At 44.2% G+C, this 20,215-nt stretch carries 18 protein-coding genes; 16 read left to right on the top strand and 2 right to left on the bottom strand.

Annotated features, from left to right (window positions below; genetic code table 11):
* Nucleotides 1–79: 79 nt before the first annotated feature.
* The 9 genes from AC1DE7_RS06675 (at nt 80) to AC1DE7_RS06635 (ending at nt 10,940) form a co-directional block, all read left to right on the top strand.
* Complete coding sequence (locus AC1DE7_RS06675; protein WP_076249384.1) at nt 80–844, top strand: YheC/YheD family protein; 765 nt, start codon at nt 80–82, stop codon at nt 842–844.
* 197 nt (nt 845–1,041) lie between these two features.
* On the top strand, nt 1,042–1,782 hold the full coding sequence (locus tag AC1DE7_RS06670; protein WP_477533983.1) for a LytR/AlgR family response regulator transcription factor: 741 nt from the start codon (nt 1,042–1,044) through the stop codon (nt 1,780–1,782).
* A 1-nt stretch (nt 1,783) separates the two neighbouring features.
* The gene (locus AC1DE7_RS06665; protein ID WP_477533982.1) at nt 1,784–3,082 is read left to right on the top strand and encodes a GHKL domain-containing protein; all 1,299 of its coding nucleotides are present in this window, start codon (nt 1,784–1,786) and stop codon (nt 3,080–3,082) included.
* A gap of 110 nt (nt 3,083–3,192) precedes the next feature.
* On the top strand, nt 3,193–5,244 hold the full coding sequence (locus AC1DE7_RS06660; protein ID WP_477533981.1) for a serine hydrolase domain-containing protein: 2,052 nt from the start codon (nt 3,193–3,195) through the stop codon (nt 5,242–5,244).
* Nucleotides 5,245–5,463: 219 nt separating this feature from the next.
* On the top strand, nt 5,464–6,843 hold the full coding sequence (locus tag AC1DE7_RS06655) for an outer membrane protein assembly factor BamB family protein (protein ID WP_477533980.1): 1,380 nt from the start codon (nt 5,464–5,466) through the stop codon (nt 6,841–6,843).
* A 374-nt stretch (nt 6,844–7,217) separates the two neighbouring features.
* The gene (locus AC1DE7_RS06650) at nt 7,218–7,856 is read left to right on the top strand and encodes a hypothetical protein (protein ID WP_477533979.1); all 639 of its coding nucleotides are present in this window, start codon (nt 7,218–7,220) and stop codon (nt 7,854–7,856) included.
* 169 nt (nt 7,857–8,025) lie between these two features.
* Nucleotides 8,026–9,006 (top strand): SDR family NAD(P)-dependent oxidoreductase, encoded by a 981-nt coding sequence (locus AC1DE7_RS06645; RefSeq protein WP_282321489.1) that lies wholly within the window; start codon nt 8,026–8,028, stop codon nt 9,004–9,006.
* A 185-nt stretch (nt 9,007–9,191) separates the two neighbouring features.
* Nucleotides 9,192–10,100, top strand: a complete 909-nt coding sequence (gene murB, locus AC1DE7_RS06640) for a UDP-N-acetylmuramate dehydrogenase (protein ID WP_435303347.1) — start codon at nt 9,192–9,194, stop codon at nt 10,098–10,100.
* A gap of 141 nt (nt 10,101–10,241) precedes the next feature.
* Nucleotides 10,242–10,940 (top strand): hypothetical protein, encoded by a 699-nt coding sequence (locus AC1DE7_RS06635; RefSeq protein WP_477533978.1) that lies wholly within the window; start codon nt 10,242–10,244, stop codon nt 10,938–10,940.
* A 93-nt stretch (nt 10,941–11,033) separates the two neighbouring features.
* On the opposite strand, the gene AC1DE7_RS06630 is transcribed toward AC1DE7_RS06635, so the two are convergent.
* Entirely contained in the window at nt 11,034–11,819 is a 786-nt protein-coding gene (locus AC1DE7_RS06630) for a DUF817 domain-containing protein (protein WP_253508295.1), read from the bottom strand.
* A 267-nt stretch (nt 11,820–12,086) separates the two neighbouring features.
* On the opposite strand from AC1DE7_RS06630, the gene AC1DE7_RS06625 reads away from it, so the two are divergent.
* From AC1DE7_RS06625 to AC1DE7_RS06595, 7 genes are all read left to right on the top strand, one after another.
* Nucleotides 12,087–12,431: a YojF family protein gene (locus tag AC1DE7_RS06625; RefSeq protein WP_017688572.1), complete on the top strand. Its 345-nt coding sequence runs from the start codon at nt 12,087–12,089 to the stop codon at nt 12,429–12,431.
* A gap of 23 nt (nt 12,432–12,454) precedes the next feature.
* Nucleotides 12,455–13,129, top strand: coding sequence for a bacillithiol biosynthesis deacetylase BshB2 (gene bshB2 / locus AC1DE7_RS06620; protein ID WP_253508297.1), 675 nt, complete (start codon nt 12,455–12,457; stop codon nt 13,127–13,129).
* Nucleotides 13,130–13,446: 317 nt separating this feature from the next.
* Nucleotides 13,447–14,835, top strand: coding sequence for a right-handed parallel beta-helix repeat-containing protein (locus tag AC1DE7_RS06615; RefSeq protein WP_282321488.1), 1,389 nt, complete (start codon nt 13,447–13,449; stop codon nt 14,833–14,835).
* A complete protein-coding gene (locus AC1DE7_RS06610; protein WP_051447067.1) occupies nt 14,832–15,413 on the top strand; it encodes a nitrous oxide reductase accessory protein NosL in 582 nt (193 codons plus the stop codon). Before AC1DE7_RS06615 ends, AC1DE7_RS06610 begins: the two co-directional genes overlap by 4 nt.
* A 28-nt stretch (nt 15,414–15,441) precedes the next feature.
* Nucleotides 15,442–16,263, top strand: coding sequence for an ABC transporter permease (locus AC1DE7_RS06605; protein WP_036608083.1), 822 nt, complete (start codon nt 15,442–15,444; stop codon nt 16,261–16,263).
* Nucleotides 16,256–16,969 (top strand): ABC transporter ATP-binding protein, encoded by a 714-nt coding sequence (locus AC1DE7_RS06600; protein WP_036670852.1) that lies wholly within the window; start codon nt 16,256–16,258, stop codon nt 16,967–16,969. The genes AC1DE7_RS06605 and AC1DE7_RS06600 overlap by 8 nt, the downstream gene beginning before the upstream one ends.
* Nucleotides 16,966–17,523, top strand: coding sequence for a redoxin domain-containing protein (locus AC1DE7_RS06595; RefSeq protein WP_477533977.1), 558 nt, complete (start codon nt 16,966–16,968; stop codon nt 17,521–17,523). The genes AC1DE7_RS06600 and AC1DE7_RS06595 overlap by 4 nt, the downstream gene beginning before the upstream one ends.
* A gap of 174 nt (nt 17,524–17,697) precedes the next feature.
* Here the strand turns inward: AC1DE7_RS06595 and metE are convergent, their stop codons facing one another.
* Nucleotides 17,698–19,992, bottom strand: coding sequence for a 5-methyltetrahydropteroyltriglutamate--homocysteine S-methyltransferase (gene metE / locus AC1DE7_RS06590; protein WP_282321486.1), 2,295 nt, complete (start codon nt 19,990–19,992; stop codon nt 17,698–17,700).
* Between the last annotated feature and the right edge of the window lie 223 nt (nt 19,993–20,215).

Below are 20,215 nucleotides of genomic sequence, written 5' to 3'. Positions count from 1 at the left end.
TCGGTATTACATATAATGCTTGCAGGATCTTGATCAAACAGCAGGCTTTGATGCGGTTGCTGAAGGGAGAGTTTACGACATGGGAGTTGATAAGTTGCAGCCGTTAAGAAGCAAGTGGTTAAAAACAAAATTGATCATTAATAATGAATTAATTAAACCATTTATCCCCGACACACAGAAATATAACAAAACGAATCTGAAATCCATGATCAGCAAATATGGAATGGTCTATGTCAAACCCGAGAGAGGTACTTTCGGGATGGGTGTTATTAAGGCCGAGATGGAAAGTCAGCAACATTTTGTCTATCAGATCGAGCAAAAACGTCTGACGTTTGACAGCTTTGAATCGTTTTATAACAGTCTGACTCGTCTGGTGAATAAAAGAAGTTATCTGATTCAGAGAGGAATCCATCTGCTTAAGCACAATAACAGACGTTTTGACATCCGTGTCATGATACAGCTAAGCCCGACCAAACATTGGGAAGCTACCGGAATCATCGGTCGACTGGGTCATCCAAAGAAAATCGTAACCAATTATCATAGTGGTGGTACACCGATGGATATTCACAAGCTGCTAAAATCACATGCATCCACCAAACGCAGAAATGAACTGATTCAAGAGATGAATGAGCTTAGCCTGCGCATAGCTCGTCATATGAAAAAAAAGTACCCGCATCTTAAGCAAATTGGTGTGGATATCGGCCTTGACCACAGTCTGAAACCCTGGATTATTGAAGTGAATGTCAAACCTGACCCATATATATTCAATCAATTAAAGGACAAGACGATGTATCGCAAGGTAATACGGTATTACCGCCATGCTTTCCCCAAAAAAACAAAATAACAGACTGGACTTTTCATAGGAATGCTGGAGAAGGTTACAAGCTCAAGAGTCGCCAATGTGGCGACTTTTTTTGTTGATCTGCGTTTTAGGGTCGGAATAATGCATTTCATCCCCATTCGACTCCGAAACCTATGCTAAAATAGTATATTCGAGAGTGAAATTCAGAGTCGATGTCGATGAAAGGCGGATGTTCCCCCATGTTCAATATTGCAATCTGTGATGATGAGGAGCAGCAACGAGAACGTGTGAAATCCATGCTGGTCTCCTTATCTCTAAAAACCAATTTTGATTTTCAAATTAGCCTATTCACATCTGGTGAACAACTGCTCTCACACTACAGAGAGGTTGGGGATACATTCAATATTCTCATCTTGGATGTGGAGATGGGCGGAATGAACGGGATTCAGACCGCTAAAGAGATCAGGAACATGAAGTTTCTGGATGTACAGATTATGTTTCTGACCAGTTACCCGGAATATATGGTGGAGAGCTTTGATGTCATCACCTTTCAATATCTGATCAAGCCAATCCAGCCGCAAGTTTTCGAGGAAAAGATGATTAAGCTGTGTCAATATTTTCAGGCATTGGACAAAAAGTATGTACTAATCAAATCAGACTATGATGAATTGCTGCTGAAATATGATGATATTCTCTGGATTGAGGTCGTCAAAAGTTTAACGATTAAGAACAAGTTGAATTTTGTGACACAGGAAAATGTACATGAAACCAAAGGCATTTTATCCAGTTATGCTACCGGTTTGAAAGACCATGGTTTCTTGCAGATTCATCGCTCGATTATCATCAACCTGATGCATGTTCAGAAGTTTTCCGGTACCCAGGTCGTTATGTTGAATGGAACGGAACTGCCCATAGGTCRATCCAAGGTCAAAGAAATCAAGGATGCTTACACCAAATATATGATCATGAGGATTCAATGATATGGGTACCTATATGATCTTTTCCATCATTTTTGTGACCTTACTTATGGCATTTCAGGCGAATTTTTATTTTGATTCTGTGTTGGGCAAGTCCAGACGAAAGCCGCGCAGAGCGATCTATTTCATGGTATTTCTCATGTTGGGTTATTTTTATTTGGTCTCTTCCTTCTCTGATATCGTTTCTACTGCTGTTGCTCTGCTGTTAATCTTCAGTCTGGCACAGTCCTATGAAGTGGAGTTCAAAATCAAGCTTGTTTTTACTATCCTGTATGCGGTTCTGATTACAATGGCAAATACGATAGCTGTATATATTCTCGGAGTTTTGGAATCCACAGAATTCATCTCATGGGAACAGTTCAACGGAGAAAACCACTGGATTCTCTCCAAGGTGATGCTGGTTGGTTGCAGTATCATGTTCATTGTTATTCAAATTGTGCGTCTAGTGGCTAAACGCAGAAGTTTTGCCGTGCATTATCGTTATTATTTGCTGTTTCTCATCGTACCCATTATTACGATCTATCAGATCAATGTGGCCTCCATATATAGTGAAAAAAACATATTCTACGTCTTTTCCGTACTAGGCTCTCTATTTCTCAACGTGTTCATTGTATATGTATTCGACAACATGGTGGAAAAGGTACAGCTTGCGCATGAAAATACCCAGTTACAGCGTCAGATGGACTACCAGGATGCCAATTATGAGAAGACCGTTCACAGTTTCAAAAACATTAAATCCATCATCCATGATATCAATCAGCAGTTTCTGTATATTGATGAATGTATCCAACGTAACGAACTGGCAGCGGCAGGTGACCATATTAAATCTACATTAAATACCATTGAAGGTGCGTATCAGCGGGTGAACTCCGGCAATCTGGTCATTGATGCACTCGTTACAAATACCTTGGCTATGGGGCAGGCAAACGGGATCAAAATCGACACCAAAATCCAGCTCCACTCGCAGCATATCCAGATCGATCGGTACGATCTGTGTGTGGTGCTGGGTAACATGCTTGATAACGCAATTGAGGCCTCCAAGAAAGTTAGACAGGCCGAGGATCGATACATCCTGATTGCCATTCACTCCACATCAACTGCACTTGTCATCCAGATTATGAATCATGTGGAGCAACCGATCGTTGACTTGAAAAGTGACAAGCCCAATCCGGAGTACCATGGGATCGGTCTAACCAATATATCGCGAATATGCGAGAAATATGGTGGACATATGAGTATTGAGCATCAGCATCGGAAATTTAACAACATGGTCGTGCTTCCGTTCCACACCGACAATCCCTGAACCTGCCGTTCAGGGGTTGTTTTTTTCCATTCAGGGTCCGTTTGCGTTTGATCAGTCTCTTCCCGGATATGATGAATTCATTCATAAGAACATTTGAGGGAGGACATATGATGAAGAAACTAATTAGTCTTTTATGTACAGCGGTACTTGTAATTACACCGCTGGCAGATGTCAGAGCAGAAGCGAATAACAGCGGTACGATTGAGGCACGGGCGGAGCAGATCGCCAAGGAGATGGTGCAAAACTACGGTGTCACCAGTGTGCAATATGCGATCATGGATGAAGGGGAATATATTTTATCAGATAGTGTCGGACTGCACGATAAGGCATCACAGAAGCCAATAGACAAGGATAGCATGTATGGCATAGGCTCGGTTAGCAAAATGGTTGTTACGGCAGCCGCCATGAAGCTGGTTGATTCCGGTAAAATAGATCTGGATGAGCCGCTTACTTCGTATATCAAAGACTTTAAAATGGCAGATGCGCGCTATACTCAAATCACACCGCGCATGTTGATGAATCATTCATCCGGTCTTTACGGTACACATTATGGAAACAGCATGTTGTTTGAAGATAATGACACCCGCAATCATGATGAGTTATTGCTCAAACTTCAGTCCGAAAAACTGAAATCCAAACCTGGCGCATACTCCGTCTACGCCAATGACGGTTTTCAATTGCTTGAAATCCTAGTTGAACGGGTGAGTGGATTAAGCTACAGCGAATATATCGCCAAGTTCATCAGCGAGCCGTTGAAGTTGGAATCAACGAAGACACCACTAGATTCCTTTGACAGAGCGCAATTATCCGAAACCTATTGGCCTACACTTGAGATGAAGATGCCTACCGAAAATGCAAACATTATCGGCACAGGCGGAGTGTACTCTACCGCAGAAGAATTGAGTCAATTCGGAGAGGTTTTAATGGGGAACAGACCGGATATTCTGTCCGAATCTGCTGTGAAGGCCATGCAATCTCATGAATATCGTAAGGGCATATGGGTATCTGATGAGCAAAATACGATCAATTATGGCTTGGGATGGGATTCGGTTGACCTTGCACCTTTCAGCGATTATGGGGTTACCGCGCTTGCCAAAGGCGGGGATACCATGTTGTACCATGCCGTGTTAATCACTATACCTGAACATGATATTTCAATGGCGGTTCTATCATCTGGCGGATCTTCCATCTACAATCAGATGTTTGCCAGCAAAGTGCTGCTGGAAGTTCTGGCGGATCAAGGCATCATCGACAAGGTTAAACCCGATCAGACCTTCTCGTCACCCGACAAAGTGAAGATGCCAACAGAATTAAGCGCGTACTCCGGTCTCTATGGTACGGTAGGAGAGACATTGGATATAACGATTAAGGATGGTGAGATGCAACTGCCAGCCTTGTTGGGTGGAATTATTCCAGAGCAGAAATATGTGTACACAGGCGACGAACATTTTACAAGTGCGGATGGCAGTGTAAAAGCTAGCTTTGTGAAGGAACGTAATGACAAGGTATATGTTAAAATTCAGGGTATGATTACGTTACCCGGCATAGGCCAAACGGTAATGAACACGTATGATTATCAAAAACTGGATCATAATGCGCTTGACGCAGCAACGAAAGAGAAATGGACAGCTCGTGACGGCTCGAAATATTACGCGTTGGATGAAAAAATAACATCGATCTTTTATCTGCTTCCATCGATGCTGATCAAGAACCTGTCTGTTGATGCCAAAAATGGCTATGCTAATGGCACGCAAATCATGGATGCAAACAACGCAGAGAATATCGCCGAGATTCCTGTAATGAATGGAAGAGACGCGTTTGATCTGCAATTTTACACAAAGAATGGCGCCGAGATTTTGCTCCAGGATGGGCAGGAATACATTGCCGAGGATGCGATTACTCCAATCTTTGGTGGAAAAAAAGGAATTACGACTATTCCGGCAAACGGTCAAGCCCGGTGGTATGTGATCGACGCACGCTCGGGTAACAAATCCATCACGGTGGATTCTCCGAAGACCGGAGGTTATGCAGTGTATAATGATAAAGGGGAAATGGTTGACTTCTCTGTAGCAACCAATCAGGAATCGACGAAACTCCCGAAAAGTGGTTTTATCGTTTTTGGTGGGGACGCCGGTGATGTATTCCAGATCCAACTAAAGTAAAGCAGAAACTTCATTAATGAGTCACGTTCGCAACTTATCACCGAAAAAATACAGTTATCAAGAAGTCGCCTGGTGGCGGCTTTTTTGATATTTTATTTGAATAATTTAACAATCTGGTAACTGTTTGGACCTATCACACGTTATGTTTATGTAGTTGTATCTCAGGATTTTAATAACAGGAGGAATTCATTTACCATGGTCAATATACATAAACGTCAAATGAATAAGGAATGGAAAAGAAGAGCAGGAAGACCCATCATTGCAGGCATTACTGCCGGAATGCTGATGGTTCACGGCGTTATCGGCGTGTTGCCATCGCAGGCACATGCTGAAGCATCGGATGTATCCATCCGTAACTGGTATTCGTATCAACGAATCACTGTACCTGAACTGAAACCTTCTTGGACAGCGAAAGTAGATAACTATCTGAATATGAACGAGACGTATGTTGGAGTTAATGCCATCGCAGAAGAAGGCAAAGTATTCACGTTTGCTGGATCGAAGTTGATTGCACTTGATGCGACAACAGGTAAACGGTTGTGGACTTACGACAAAGACCTGACTCCTTATATTACCTATCAAAGCGGGATTCTCTACGGACTGACCATTGATCACAAGCCATATGCCTTGAATGCGAAGACAGGCAAAGCAAAATGGCAGTCAGGCACATCCACCTGGATTGATACGTATAACCGTACGGAAGCTCTGATTCCAACGGTGGATACCCTCTACGTGATTAAGGGGAGTACAACGTTTGCACTGGACATCCAGTCAGGCAAACTGCGTTGGGAAGCAGATGAACCATTAGGTGAAGGTAATGGTACTGAGTATCTGAGAGAATCTAATGGTGTGGTGTTGAGAACCTTTTTTGTCCAAGGGGCACTTACATCCTTACAGCTTAATGCATATGACAAGAAAACGGGCAAGAAGCTATGGGGTCATTTTGGTCAGGGGGAAGCTATTCAGATCAAAGACGGACTTGTATACTCAGCGGACTACTATTCTTCGATGTTGGAAAATGACGAGTCTTCACCAGAACGTAAATGGAAAGTGAATGTGTACAATCTGAAGACCGGTGTGTTAAAAGGAAGTCAGGAGTATAAGTGGACCATGCCGGGAGATCCACCGTATGTGAATGGGGATGGAGGGATATTTTCCAATAAAGACAAACTATACATTCTACAAGGGGATAAGATAGCGGAGTATTCGTTGACCTCAACCAAGTCAGGTCCCGCGCCACTTCGAACTTTTCAGCGCCCTTACGGCGAAAATATGGTATGGCTTGGCGTTACACAGGAAAGGTTGATCTTCAAAAACGGAAACACGGGAGAACTTACAGGCATCAAGCTGGCTAATGGTCAAGAGGTCCAGTGGCATGGTGATGCCCCCGTTTCTCAGATTGATGTTTACGGTAAAGGGATGTATCGAGCACAACGTAACGGCACACTGCTTGTCCTCAACATGATGTCGGGTCAGTCGGTCTTCCGCGTCTCCACCGGTGGAGATCTGCACAACACGACCTTGAAGACAAACGGAATGATCATCATCCAAGCCGAAGGCAAACTTCTCGGCGTTAAGCTGCCAGCGTCGCTGAAATAAGTGATTCAGAATGAAAGATATGTGAGAAGACCGGATCACGGCATAGCTGCCCATAATCCGGTCTTTTTTTATTTTTGCGCATAAAACACTGCAAAGTCCAAGTATTTATACATGCAATCTGCCACGCGAAACCCCGCTTCCTCCAACCACACCAATTGATCCTCCAGCGTGGCATTGATATCCACCTTGCTTCTTTCGATCGATGCCGAGGTATCCGTATCGAGGGTTCTTCCCTGACCCTAGGGAAATACTGATTATGGATAACTTCATAGGTTGGACCTATGGATTCCGAGTCTCTGCTATGGGTAATAACATGTAAGCACAGAATATAGACAGGGGGAATGAACCTGATGTTTCAACCACGTTCTATTATGATGAGTATCTCGTTAATCGTTATAGTTCTAACGCTTGCAGCTTGCTCTGGTAGTAATGAACCTTTGCCTAGCCCTCAACCATCAATGCCAGTAGGTGAACCTGCTCCAGCACCTTCAACAGAAAATGAACAACCATCTGAAACAGATGGAACAGAAGAAGCAAATGAAACGGAGCGTCCACAGACCTCAAGTTTTGAAATGTTGACCGCAGATGGCAATCAATCACTAGAGGCGACCTTGCAACAAGGAGAAGGATTTTCCTTGTACGTATTCGAGAAATTCACATTTGATGCTGCTCAAGGCCGTCTGTCACTGACTAGTAACGCTGACTATTATGTGGATATTGAACCACTGCCTTCGGATTATAATCTGGCAGAACTGGAGACAGCGGGTAAAGAAGAATTAGAAAAAAACGGTAAGGTATCTGATTATAGTGGAGAACTGGTAGAACACCCGCTTGGTCATGCCGAGCTTTATCTTCAGGCCTCTGGTGAAGAAGGCATTAGCGATTATATGGTCTGGAAATCAGAAGAAGAGGAAGCATTTTTATTCCGTCTTCATAATCCAAAAGGAGAAGAGGCCTCTGATTTCGCCAGTCCGGTCCTTGTTTCGTTATCCACCGTTCAGGGTGATTCGTAACTTGGATGACTATAATCATTTCAACGAAAGTCGCCAACTGGCGGCTTTTTTTACTTTTGCAGTTTGCACGGAGAAGTTGCAGGTGATGTATTCACTTCCATTTGACTTAGAGTACGCTCTAGGGTGTAGACTTTGAAAAAGTAGAAATATTACTAAGGAGATGAACAGAATGACACAGGAAAATAATACTAGAACTTTACAACATAAAATGGACTCTGGCTTCAACCATAATAGTACAGCGGAGGATGTATTGAGGGATCTGGACTTGTCCGGACAGCTTGCTATTGTAACGGGTGGATATTCCGGCCTGGGGTTGGAGACGACACGTGCGCTTGTTAATGCGGGAGCCCGTGTAGTGGTGACTGCACGTCGTCCAGCGGTTGCGAAGGAAGCACTTTCGGGTCTGGAAGGTGTTGAAATAGATGAATTGGACCTCGCTGATTTATCCAGCGTTCGTGCTTTTGCGGAGCGGTTTCTGGCGAGTGATCGGAACATTGATATGCTGATTCTTAATGCGGGCATCATGGCTTGCCCGGAGACGCGGGTTGGTCCTGGCTGGGAAGCTCAATTTGCAACAAATCATCTGGGCCACTTTGCCCTGACTAATCTGTTATGGCCAGCACTTGCAAGTCAGGGGGGAGCACGTGTTGTTTCCTTGGCATCAGCGGGACATCATTTCTCACCGATTCGTTGGGATGACATCCACTTTGAACATGGATATGAGAAATTCCCTGCCTATGGACAGTCCAAAACAGCAACGATTTTATTCAGCGTTGAGCTGGATCGTCGAGGTGCAGAGCACGGCGTACGGGCTTTCTCAGTTCATCCAGGCGGAATTATGACACCACTACAGCGTCATATGCCAAAAGAGGAAATGATTGCTCTGGGCTGGATTGATGAATCTGGACAAGTGGCCAACCCTGCGTTCAAAACACCTGAGCAGGGGGCAGCGACGCAGGTCTGGGCAGCAACCTCTCCTCAGCTTGAGGGAAAAGGCGGTGTCTACTGCGAGGATTGTGACATCAGTGAAATGGCTCCTGAGGATGGAGGTTTCTATGGGGTTAAAAAGTATGCCATCGACCCTGAGCAAGCTTTTCGTTTATGGGAGCTATCAGCCAAGCTGACTCAAACAGACATAGAACTCTCATAATCATGTAGTTGCGGCAACAGAGCAACAGCTTGCTTCCATGCAGGAACTCACGGAAAAGTTCAAAATCTAAAGAGAATGTGATTAATTATAATGAAAACAACATAATTTCAAACAAAATCTCCTATTTAGCATATAATAAAGAAGAAGCATCTCATTTTCGCGATGGTGCAATCATTTCTTTATGAATTCAGGGAGAGAAAATCATGAATATTTTTGAGCATCAGATACCTTTGGAAAAAGTGAAATTCAATGAACCACTAAAAAATCACACGTTTATTAAAATAGGTGGCAACGCAGATATTCTCATCCATCCAACAACGATAGACGAAATCACTAAAATCGTGGAAATTGCCAACTTACATCAGTTACCTCTGACGGTCATTGGAAAAGGCTCAAACGTCATTATTAAAGACGGGGGCATCCGGGGAGTAACGATTTCTCTTAGCCACTTCGATCAAATTAAAGTGAATGAGGACAGCATGATTGCGCAAAGCGGCGTTGATATCATTGAGGTATCCAGACTTGCTTTGGAGCATAGCTTGACCGGTTTGGAGTTTGCTTGTGGCATTCCTGGTAGCACGGGGGGCGCACTTTACATGAATGCGGGTGCTTATGGCGGTCAGATCGCCGATGTTGTGGAACGTGCGACTGTGATCACCAAAGACGGCGCAGTGTTGGAGATTCCGCGAGAAGAGATGAAGTTTGGTTATCGAAATAGTCTCTTCAAGATGGATCACTATATCATACTGGAGGCCGAATTCGGGCTCGAAAAAGGAAACAAGGAAGATATTGCAAGCAAAATGAAGGAATTAACGTTCCTAAGAGAATCCAAGCAGCCGCTTGAATTCCCCTCTTGTGGAAGTGTATTTAAACGACCCGAAGGACATTTTGCCGGTAAACTGATTCAGGATTGTAACTTGCAGGGCACTCGCATCGGAGGCGCTGAAATCTCCATGAAGCATGCAGGTTTCATCGTAAATGTGGATCACGCTACTGCCCAGGATTATATGGATCTGATCCAATTTATTCAGAAGAAAGTATATGATACGTTCCAAGTTGAATTGGAAACCGAAGTAATCTTTCTGGGAGAATAGCTTCGATGAATGACTTGAAAGGTCGCCAATGGCGGCCTTTTTTGATTGTCCGAATTATATTTAAACAAGAACTAATATGCTAATTATGGTAATATCAGAGTGATTGTATTTAATACTTCATCGTTATCATAAGGAGTGTACATGGAGATGTTCAAGCGTAACAGGAGAATTTTGCTAATCACTGCAATGGTAATTTTACTATCGCCCCTGTCAATCTTGGCATATATGTATATGAATGAACGAGCTGGCGGGCTAGCCGATCAACGGATATCCAAAGTTTGGGGATTGAATGAACCTATACATATTCCTATAGCGAACAGTCCTCAAGGGGCCGTTCAAGAATTTAGAGGTGAATCTTATACCTCCCAATTCATTCATCAGGAGGCTGTGGACGGGGGCATGATTTTGTTTACACAAAAAAAGGGTCGGGAAAATAACAGTAATCTTCAGATGGAGTATACCCGCAAGAACATTTTCGGATGGAAATGGGTATGGGGTGGAGGATATTCCATTAATGAATCAGTTGAATCCAAGTTTGCGTTGAATTATATGAGCATACCGAAATTAGAAAAAGTCTCGGCCCCGTTACCGATGTTATTTGGTGACATCATAGACTCCACTATCAAACGTGTAACTGTTGAAATCAAGCAAAATGGAAAGCCCGAAACTTTCGATGCGAAGCTGGTTGAGGCAGGTGAGAACCAACAAATCTGGTATGCATTCCTGCCTTCATCAGCTACTCCTCCTTATACAATCAAAGCATATGATGAAAAGGAGAGCCTCTTAATCAACAAAGACATTGAAGAGGCAGATGGCTTTGGCTCATTTTTTATTGAATAATCTCAAATAGAACTCCAGTAAAAAACAGCGGCATTCGAAGACTTTAGGTACGAGTCTAAGATTGTTGCTGTTTTACGGTTAGAGAATAAATAGTTACCTGGACTTTGGATCATCTGCGGTTCGATTGGCCTTCACATATTTGAGCTGCGCAACGATGATGACACTGATGATGACCAGCAGGAACCACGAACTAATTTTGCTAAAGCTAACCAGTTGCCAGGCATCATGCTGATCAGGGTATTTCCAGGCATTGAAAAATGTAGCGATGTTCTCAGCAGTCCAAATGAAGAAACCAACAATGATAAAAGCAAGCGATAAGGGCATTCGATAGGTCGTTGCTCTTACCCGGTAAATAATCCAGGTTTTCCAGAAGACAATAAATACAAGCGCCGTCAGCCACCAGCGAAAATCGGGCATAAAATGATGAGTGAAAAAGTTAATATAGATGGCTGCTCCGAGCAGCATCGAAGGTGCAAAACCAGGCCATCCGGTCATGTCCATCCGCAGTCTTCGCCACACCTGACACATAAAACTGGCTACACTTGCATACATGAATCCACTATAAAGAGGGACACCCAGGATTTTGCTGTATGCTTGCTCAGGGTATGACCATGATCCCATCCATACTTTATAGATTTCTAGCACCAGGCCAATAATGTGAAATACACAGATGACCTTGATTTCATCCTTGGTTTCCAAGCCGCTTCGATACATTAGGTACTGCACAGCAAGCAATACGAGCAGAATGGCATCATATCGATGAAGGTAAGGAATAGGAACTACGCTGGACAGTGCCAGTGTTCCAAAGATCGCTACGGGAAATATGCAACTCATGGCCTGATGATAGCCAAAATGAAGTAGTTGTATTAGAGATTTCAAGTCGAGTTAAACTCCTTTCCAAACATGTTGGAGCAAGATTCATTTAAAATTTAAGGTTCTTCATCACGGGCGTTTTTGCCTACACTTCATAATATAGATATGATCGATGAATAAAAAGAGAAAAAACCACGCAAATCTGTTCTTGTTTTCAAACTGGAATCATCATGAGAGGGCTCTATGAGAGGTCGACAGGGTCACTCCATGTATATTCTCTTATGGTTATGTTAAAATGAAATTTGTACAATTACATTAGACAAGGAGGCCGCTATGCAACCGATTAAACCTCAAGACATTCAGCTCCGGATCAATAATCTTGCTGATCAGGACTTATACGTACATCTAGAACTTACGTCAGGTGCTTACGCACAACATATGGACAGTACAAAACATCCAGCATCGGCATTCATTACTAATGCGGCCATACGATATACGCAGGGGTCCATTTCAGGTACAGGTCCATACCGTGTTGGTCTGAAAACAACGCAGGGATGGCTTTACGCCGAAGGACTTACACATATTGATGAGCAGGAACAAGAAAGACTGATTCTCGCCGGTCACGACAGCCAAGGTAAACTAGTTGTGGCGTTACAATTAAGCCGAGAGATGTTCTGATGAAAGCGGAGGATTGAATAACCATGAATACTACACACAACGAGCATGAGCGCATCTTGGTGGTATATCCACATCCAGATGATGAAGCTTTCTCTGTATCGGGAACGTTAGCCAAATACATAGATGGCGGTGCCCATGTAACCTATGCTTGTCTAACACTTGGCGAGATGGGGCGCAATATGGGGATTCCTCCATTTGCCAACCGAGTGACATTGCCTGGCATCCGTAAACAGGAACTCATCGAAGCTTCTGAAGCGATTGGTATTCAGGACTTGAGAATGCTGGGTTTCCACGATAAAATGCTGGAGTTCGAAGATCCAGAGTTACTGGAAGACACCATCATGTCGCTACTTAAAGAGTTGAACCCTACGCTGGTCATAACGTTCTATCCGGGGTACAGTGTTCATCCCGATCATGATGCAACGGGAGCCGCTGTTATACGTACAATCACTAAACTTCCTGTGGATGAACGTCCGATTGTTCATTGCGTTGCGTTCGCTAATAATCAGGAACAGTACATTGGTAAACCGGATGTATTTGTTGACGTATCCGAATTTTTGGATCGAAAAATGGCGTCCATTCGTGCCCATCGTTCACAATTCCAGGCAGCAGAGCTTGTAGGAAATAGTGAGCTGAATAATGAAGAAATCAAAAAACGTTTTGGCAGAGAAACATTTTGGACCTATCCATTTGAATAATATATTACTTAGAAGTCGCCTATATGGCGGCTTTTTTTGATTTACATCACAATATCGACACAAAAATGTAGCGTCTATAGCCTAATTGAGCTATATGGAATAAATATCATTTTAAGTACACTATGATCAGGATTGTGATAACGCTTCATTTATTGCGTTGCTTCAATGGATGAGGAACATGGAGAGTTGATTTTAAGTGGAATGGAGGGATGGTGTGTACAACCAACGTATATTTTGGATTAACGTAAGACCCGTTGAATACATTGCCACAGCAATAAGCATCTGTAACAAGAAGCCGGAATTGCGCGGTTTGAATCATGAGTAATCCTTGGGCAGGCTTGAGTGCATTCAACAGTTGTAAGAAGAGTCGGGTTACAGGTTTCATTTTTCTAATCGGAATGATGATGCTCCTACTACCCCTTCCGCACGGTGTAGTCATGGCCTCTTCCGGACATCGTGATCTCATTCCCCTTCAGCCTATGATTGACCGCACTGCACCTGGAGAAATCATTGAACTTGCATCAGGTCGTTATTCTGGACCCGTGACGATTGACAAAAACATCACCATTCAGGGTGATCCTACGGTCATAGTTGTTAATGCGGAAGCCACCTCTACGATAATGATTCGCTCGGATGGGGTGAAATTGAGCGGTTTTACAATTGAACATGATACGAATGAACAGACTGCAGCGATTCAGGTTGAAGGGAAAAACAGTGAAATCACGGATCTGCATATTCAGACCCAGGGGTATGGGATGATCATCCGGAATTCGAGTCAGGCAACGATTCAGCGGAACAACATTACGTGGGCCGGGTCCGATTCTGCTTCCAGTGGCCAGAAGGGCAATGGCATTGATCTGTACAACTCCCATGATAGCTTCATTGAAGCCAATGAGATCACCGGCATGAGGGATGGAATCTATCTGGAGAACAGTCGCAAGTCTATCGTGCAAAATAACAGGCTGTTACATACGAGGTATGGCATCCATTGCATGTATATTGACGGCTCTTCTGTCATGGATAATACCGGAGAAGAGAACATGACAGGTGCCATGATCATGGGCGTCAAGAATACGGTTATATCGGGCAATTCTTTTCGCAAACAGAGTACTAATGTTCATTCTCAAGGGATTTTGTTGTATGACGTGCATCAATCCTCAATTCACAACAATGTGGTGGAGGGTAATCGTGTCGGCATGAATATTGCAGAGTCATCGGGCAATGAGATCCATGACAATGCGGTGCTTCGGAATTTTGTTGGCATACAGCTTGTTCTGGCAGAAGCTAATGAGTTTACACGTAACCAATTGGTGTCTAATGTCATTGAAGCTTCGGCGCTGGATAGCCCGAATAATGTCCTGATGGAGAACTACTGGGACTCCTTTCAGGGGCTCGATCTGAATCGGGATGGGATCAGTGAAATATCCTATGCTATCAATCCTTTTTATGAGCAACTGGTCAGTCGAAATTCAGCGTATCAGCTCTTTTTCCAATCACCGGGTATGGTCTTTCTGAGTGAGTTGTTTACAGAAGGCAGAGAACAATGGACTACCGACAAATCGCCACGAATGAGCATGGATACGGAATCTGATCTGCACATGTCAGTAGAAAGTGCTACAGATTCCAATGTGGTGTGGTTGTTCGGGTTAATTCTGTTGGGTATGGCAACTTTTATAATCATCTATATGGGGGTATTACGAAAATGAACAAAAGCTTGAACAGAAGATGGACATTCCTCATGGTACTTATGTTTGGCATGGTGCTGTTAACCGCTTGCGGAACAAAATACGCGGCATTGCCGATCAATGAAGACGTGGATATCTGTGCGATCTGTAAAATGCAGGTGAAGGACGATGCATATGCAACACAGCTCACTACGAAAGACGGCCAAAATTACAAGTTCGATGATATCGGCTGCATGAACCAGTGGAAAACAGAAAATGGCACAGATAACATCGGCATGGACTATGTACGTGACTATAATGACAAGGAATGGATTGAATACAGCAAAGCCACGTATGTATACGACGCTTCATTGCGTACGCCTATGGCCTATGGAATTCTTAATTTTAAGGACAAGCCCTCGGCTGAAGCTTTCATCGCAGAGCAAGGTGTTGGAACCATTATGACCGCTGAGGATCTTGCCTCCCATGACTGGAAACAGAACACAGAGAATATGGACATGATGGGTGAACATGGGCATGATGAGCACGGACATGGTGAAGAAGGAGACGGTAATGAGATGCATCAGGAAGGTGAGATGAAAGAAGAGTCAGGCCACTAAGTATGACAATAGAAAATGGTGATCAATGATGTCAGATATGATACAGATTGCAAGACGAGAAGTGAAAATGGGATTTCGCAATCCTTGGGCGTATTCGTTTCTGATCCTTTTTTGCACATTTAGCTTAAGCTTGTTACTTCTGAATTCGCAGAATCTGGTTGAAGGATATTCGGGCACAACAGGTTCGATGTTGAATCTCATTCTTTACCTCTTACCATTAATGACGCTGTTCCTCGGTTCCTTCTCACTAACATCCGAAAAGGAAGACGGTAGCTGGCAACTGCTGTCCACGTATCCCATTGGCACGATGTCTTTTATTGTGGGCAAGTATCTTGGGCTGTCGATTGTTTTAATTACCATTGTTGCGTTTGGATACGGCCTGATGGGGGTTATTAGCGGAGTAATCGGGAATCCACTGGATGCCGTGACATATCTTCTCTTTCTGGCATTTTCTTGTGGACTGGTGTTGTTATTCCTGACGTTGGCGCTATTTATCGGTTCGTTGTCGCGCAATCGGTGGCAGGCGTTAACCATATCCGTGACCGTATGGTTTTTCGCAGTCATTGGATGGCCGACCTTATTGCTCTCTGTGCTGGGACTGATGCCTTATCTATGGGTGAAACCGCTGCTGATTATACTAACGCTCATCAATCCGGCCGAGCTGGTGCGATTGTTTGTAGTCATCAAACTGGGAGGCGGCTCCATTCTTGGACCAGAATATTATCGATGGGTGGAGTGGGTGCAACAACCAAGTGGCAGTTGGATCTTCATCGGGATATGCCTATTCTGGATTGCCTTCTCTGTCCTAGCGGTATACGCGATCTGGGAGAGGGGGCGTTCTCATGGATAAAGTGGGACTCGAAGTGATGGGATTGTGCAAATCCATTAAAAAGCAACCAATTGTTGAGGATATCTCCTTTCGCATTACTTCAGGCCAAGTGCTTGCCCTCTGTGGAGGGAATGGTGCAGGAAAGAGCACGGTACTGCGTATGATCGCAGGAATTCTTCGGCCTACCTCCGGTGAGGTTGCGGTGAACAATGTGCGATGGTTGAAGGAGCGCAAGCGTTATTCAGAGCAGATTGGATATATGCCGGACGATTATCAATTTAATCAAGGACTGAGTGCGGAGGAAATGCTTCTGTTCTGGGCTTCTCTGAGGAAAGTTCCCAAGGAGAGAGTACAGGAAGTACTGACCATGGTAGGTTTGGAGGATCAAAAGAAAAACCGGGTTACGACCTTCTCCAAAGGCATGCGCCAACGTGTGTTATTCGCCCAGGCTGTGCTGTCGAAACCTCCACTGCTCATCATGGATGAGCCAACGAATGGATTGGACCCATTCTGGATGCAGGAATTAACTCAGCTACTCAAGGGCATCAAACAGGAAGGCCACATGGTCGTGTTCTCGACCCATCAGCTGGAGATCGCAGACGATATTGCGGATCAGGTGATATTCATGAACCATGGACGTAATGTTGGAGAGGGCTCTACTCACGACTTTTGTGATCAATTCGGTTCGCTCCATGCAGCATTTCATCAAAGTCTTGGTTTAAAGTGAAGGTGAGTTTATTGCAGAAGAAGAGTTTTAAAAGTAGACGTACACTTACAATTTTGATTGGTGTGATCGCATTGTTAGTTGGTACATGGGCTATTTTCGAAAATGTATCGACACCCGAATCTCAGCGAGGTAACGCCATTGAAGCTGGTGCCGTGGCCCCTGAGTTCACAGCGGTTAATTCAGAAGGCGAACAAGTCAGACTGTCCGATTATCGGGGCAAAGCCGTGATGATTAACTTTTGGGCTTCATGGTGCACACCTTGTGTAAGGGAGATGCCGCTCGTTCACCAGATTGCTCAGGACTATCAGAATGACGTGGAAACCCTGTTTGTTAACGTGGGGGAATCGAAGGGCACGATTCGTGAGTTTATGGATAAGCAGGCATTTGATTTCCCGGTGATCATTGACGTGACAGGCAACATATCAGGCATGTATCTGATTACAGGTTTACCGGCAACGATGGTTATTGATAAGGACGGAGAGTTCCGTCATATATTGCTCGGTGAACTGACCGAAGATACACCATTGCAGCAATGGCTGAAAGATAGTATCTAGTTGTAAGCGTTGGATGGTGAGAAAAGGGGCAGGAACGCCAGAGATCGCCATGTTACAAGTGAAATGAATTTGCGTTAAAAGTAACTACAAAAAGTAACCAGATAAAAAGCCGGACACCCATTTAACGAAGGGGTGTCCGGCTTTACTTTTGAAGTTATGCTGCTTCGCAGCCGATTACAATACAGCAGCTGAAGCGTGATTGTTACGAGCGATTCTGGTTGCGTCAACCATGTTACGCAGAGAAGCTACCGTTTCTTCCTGTCCACGGGTTTTTAATCCGCAGTCCGGGTTAATCCAGAACAGCTTCGGATCAAGAACACGCAGGGCACGTTCAATCATGCTGCTCATTTCATCCACACTCGGAACTCTTGGGCTATGGATATCATATACGCCAAGACCGATACCGAGCTCATACGTATTTTCTTCAAAACTATGAATCAGTTCACCGTGACTACGGGATGTCTCAATGGAGATAACATCCGCATCCATAGCTTCAATGGAATCAATCATGTCATGGAATTCGCAATAGCACATATGCGTATGGATTTGAGTCGTTTCATGCACCGTGCACGTGGAGATACGGAACGCTTTGACTGCCCAAGCCAGGTAATCGGCTTGTTCATTTTCTTTCAGCGGAAGCCCTTCACGAACAGCTGGCTCGTCAACCTGGATCATACCAATGCCTGCCTGTTCAAGTGCTTCGACTTCCTGTCTCAACGCATACGCCAATTGATAGGCAATCTGCTCACGAGCAATGTCTTCGCGTACGAATGACCAGTTCATGATGGTAATCGGGCCAGTCAGCATGCCTTTAACAGGACGCTCTGTCTGCGATTGAGCATATTTCGTTTCTTCGACAGTCATTTCACCCGTAAATGCAACATCACCGAAGATAATAGGTGGCTTCACGCAACGTGAACCATATGATTGTACCCATCCAAACTGTGTAAAGGCAAAGCCGGCCAGCTTCTCGCCAAAGAATTCAACCATGTCGGTACGCTCAAACTCACCATGTACCAATACGTCAATTCCGATCTCTTCCTGAATCTTAATCCAGATATCAATCTGCTCCCGGATGAAGGCAGCATACTGTTCGTTGTTCAACTCACCCTTGCGCCACAACTGACGTGCTTTTCTGACTTCGGCAGATTGTGGGAAACTACCAATCGTTGTTGTCGGGAAGAGTGGCAATTGCCATTTGGCCTGTTGAGCTTCATGACGCTCTGCAAAAGGACGGGAGCGCTCCGGCTGTTGAACACTGATGGAAGCAACGGCTTTCTGTACAGCGGTACGGTTTCGATCTTCGGATTGCTGAAGCGCTTGAAGGGTAAGCTCTGCTTCGTCTATTTTGGCGGTAATCTCTGCACTTGGTGAAGATAAGGCTGTAGTCAAAAGAACAATCTCATCCAGCTTTTCATCTGCAAATGCAAGTGCATTTTTCAGTTCAGATGAAAGTTTTGCCTCACGGTCTGTGGTTACTGGCACATGCAGCAGGCTGCAAGATGATTGCACGATGATACGTTCAGGTGTCACGAACTCAGTTAATTCATTCAGCAAATTCAGTTTTGTCTGAAGGGAAGCTTTCCAGATCCCACGTCCATCAATAATACCTGCACCGAGCACTTTGTCTGCCGGGAAACCGGATGTCCGAATAGATTGTGTGTTACCAGAGAGTCCGTGTACAAAATCAAGTCCTACACCTTGAACTGGCAGTGCAACAATGTCGTTGTAGTTTTCAACAGATTCAAAGTACGTTTGCAGCATGATATTCAGGCCTGGAACGGCTGCTGCAAATGTTTCATATATTTTATTCAGACGCTGTACGTCTTCATCGCTTAATTTGGTTACCAGAATAGGTTCGTCGACCTGCACCCACTGAACGCCTTCGCTCGCAAGTTCTTGAAGCAATTGAGTGTAAAGTGGAAGCAAGCGGTCCAACCAAGCGTCTGTCTCGGATTTATCATAGCCTTTGGAGAGCTTCAGGAAGGTTAACGGTCCAACGATAACCGGCTTGCCTTCAATGCCGAGTTTTTCTTTTGCTTCACGATAAGCGAGAAGTGGTTTGTTCTCCGTCAGAGTTGGGGAAGCCCCGTCCAGTTCAGGTACAATGTAGTGATAGTTCGTGTTGAACCATTTTGTCATTTCACTTGCTGCGGCATCTTTCGTTCCTCGTGCAATGCCATAATATACGGACAATGGAACGGAACCACCATCATAAGCAAATCGTTTAGGAATAATCCCAAACATCACGGCCGTATCCAAGATATGATCATAATAGCTAAAGTCATTAACTGGAATGATGTCGATTCCTTTTGCTTGTTGCTTGCGCAAATGATCGATACGAATCTCCTGCAAACGTGCGTGAAATTCTGATTCCTCCAGCTTACCTGCCCAGAACGCTTCCAACGCTTTCTTCCATTCCCGATCAGCACCAATACGCGGATATCCCAATACACTACTTTTTGTCATCGTTTAAAACCCCTCTGCTTTTATGTTACACAAAATTTATCACAGATCCGGAGTTATAATGTAATTCCATTAAATTATACCTAGTTATAGCCTGAGGCTATATCCAAAGGTATGTTCAGCATGAAGTATAGAACTTGAAGAGATCATTACGTTTGAAATAGACCCCACTAATGTTACAATGGTTAACTATGTTCATACGAATGATTGAAAGAAAGGAAGGCGG

Source organism: Paenibacillus sp. 10L310 (assembly GCF_056395745.1).
Note: the sequence above shows the minus strand (reverse complement) of the source record. Positions and strands in the feature narration are given on the sequence as shown.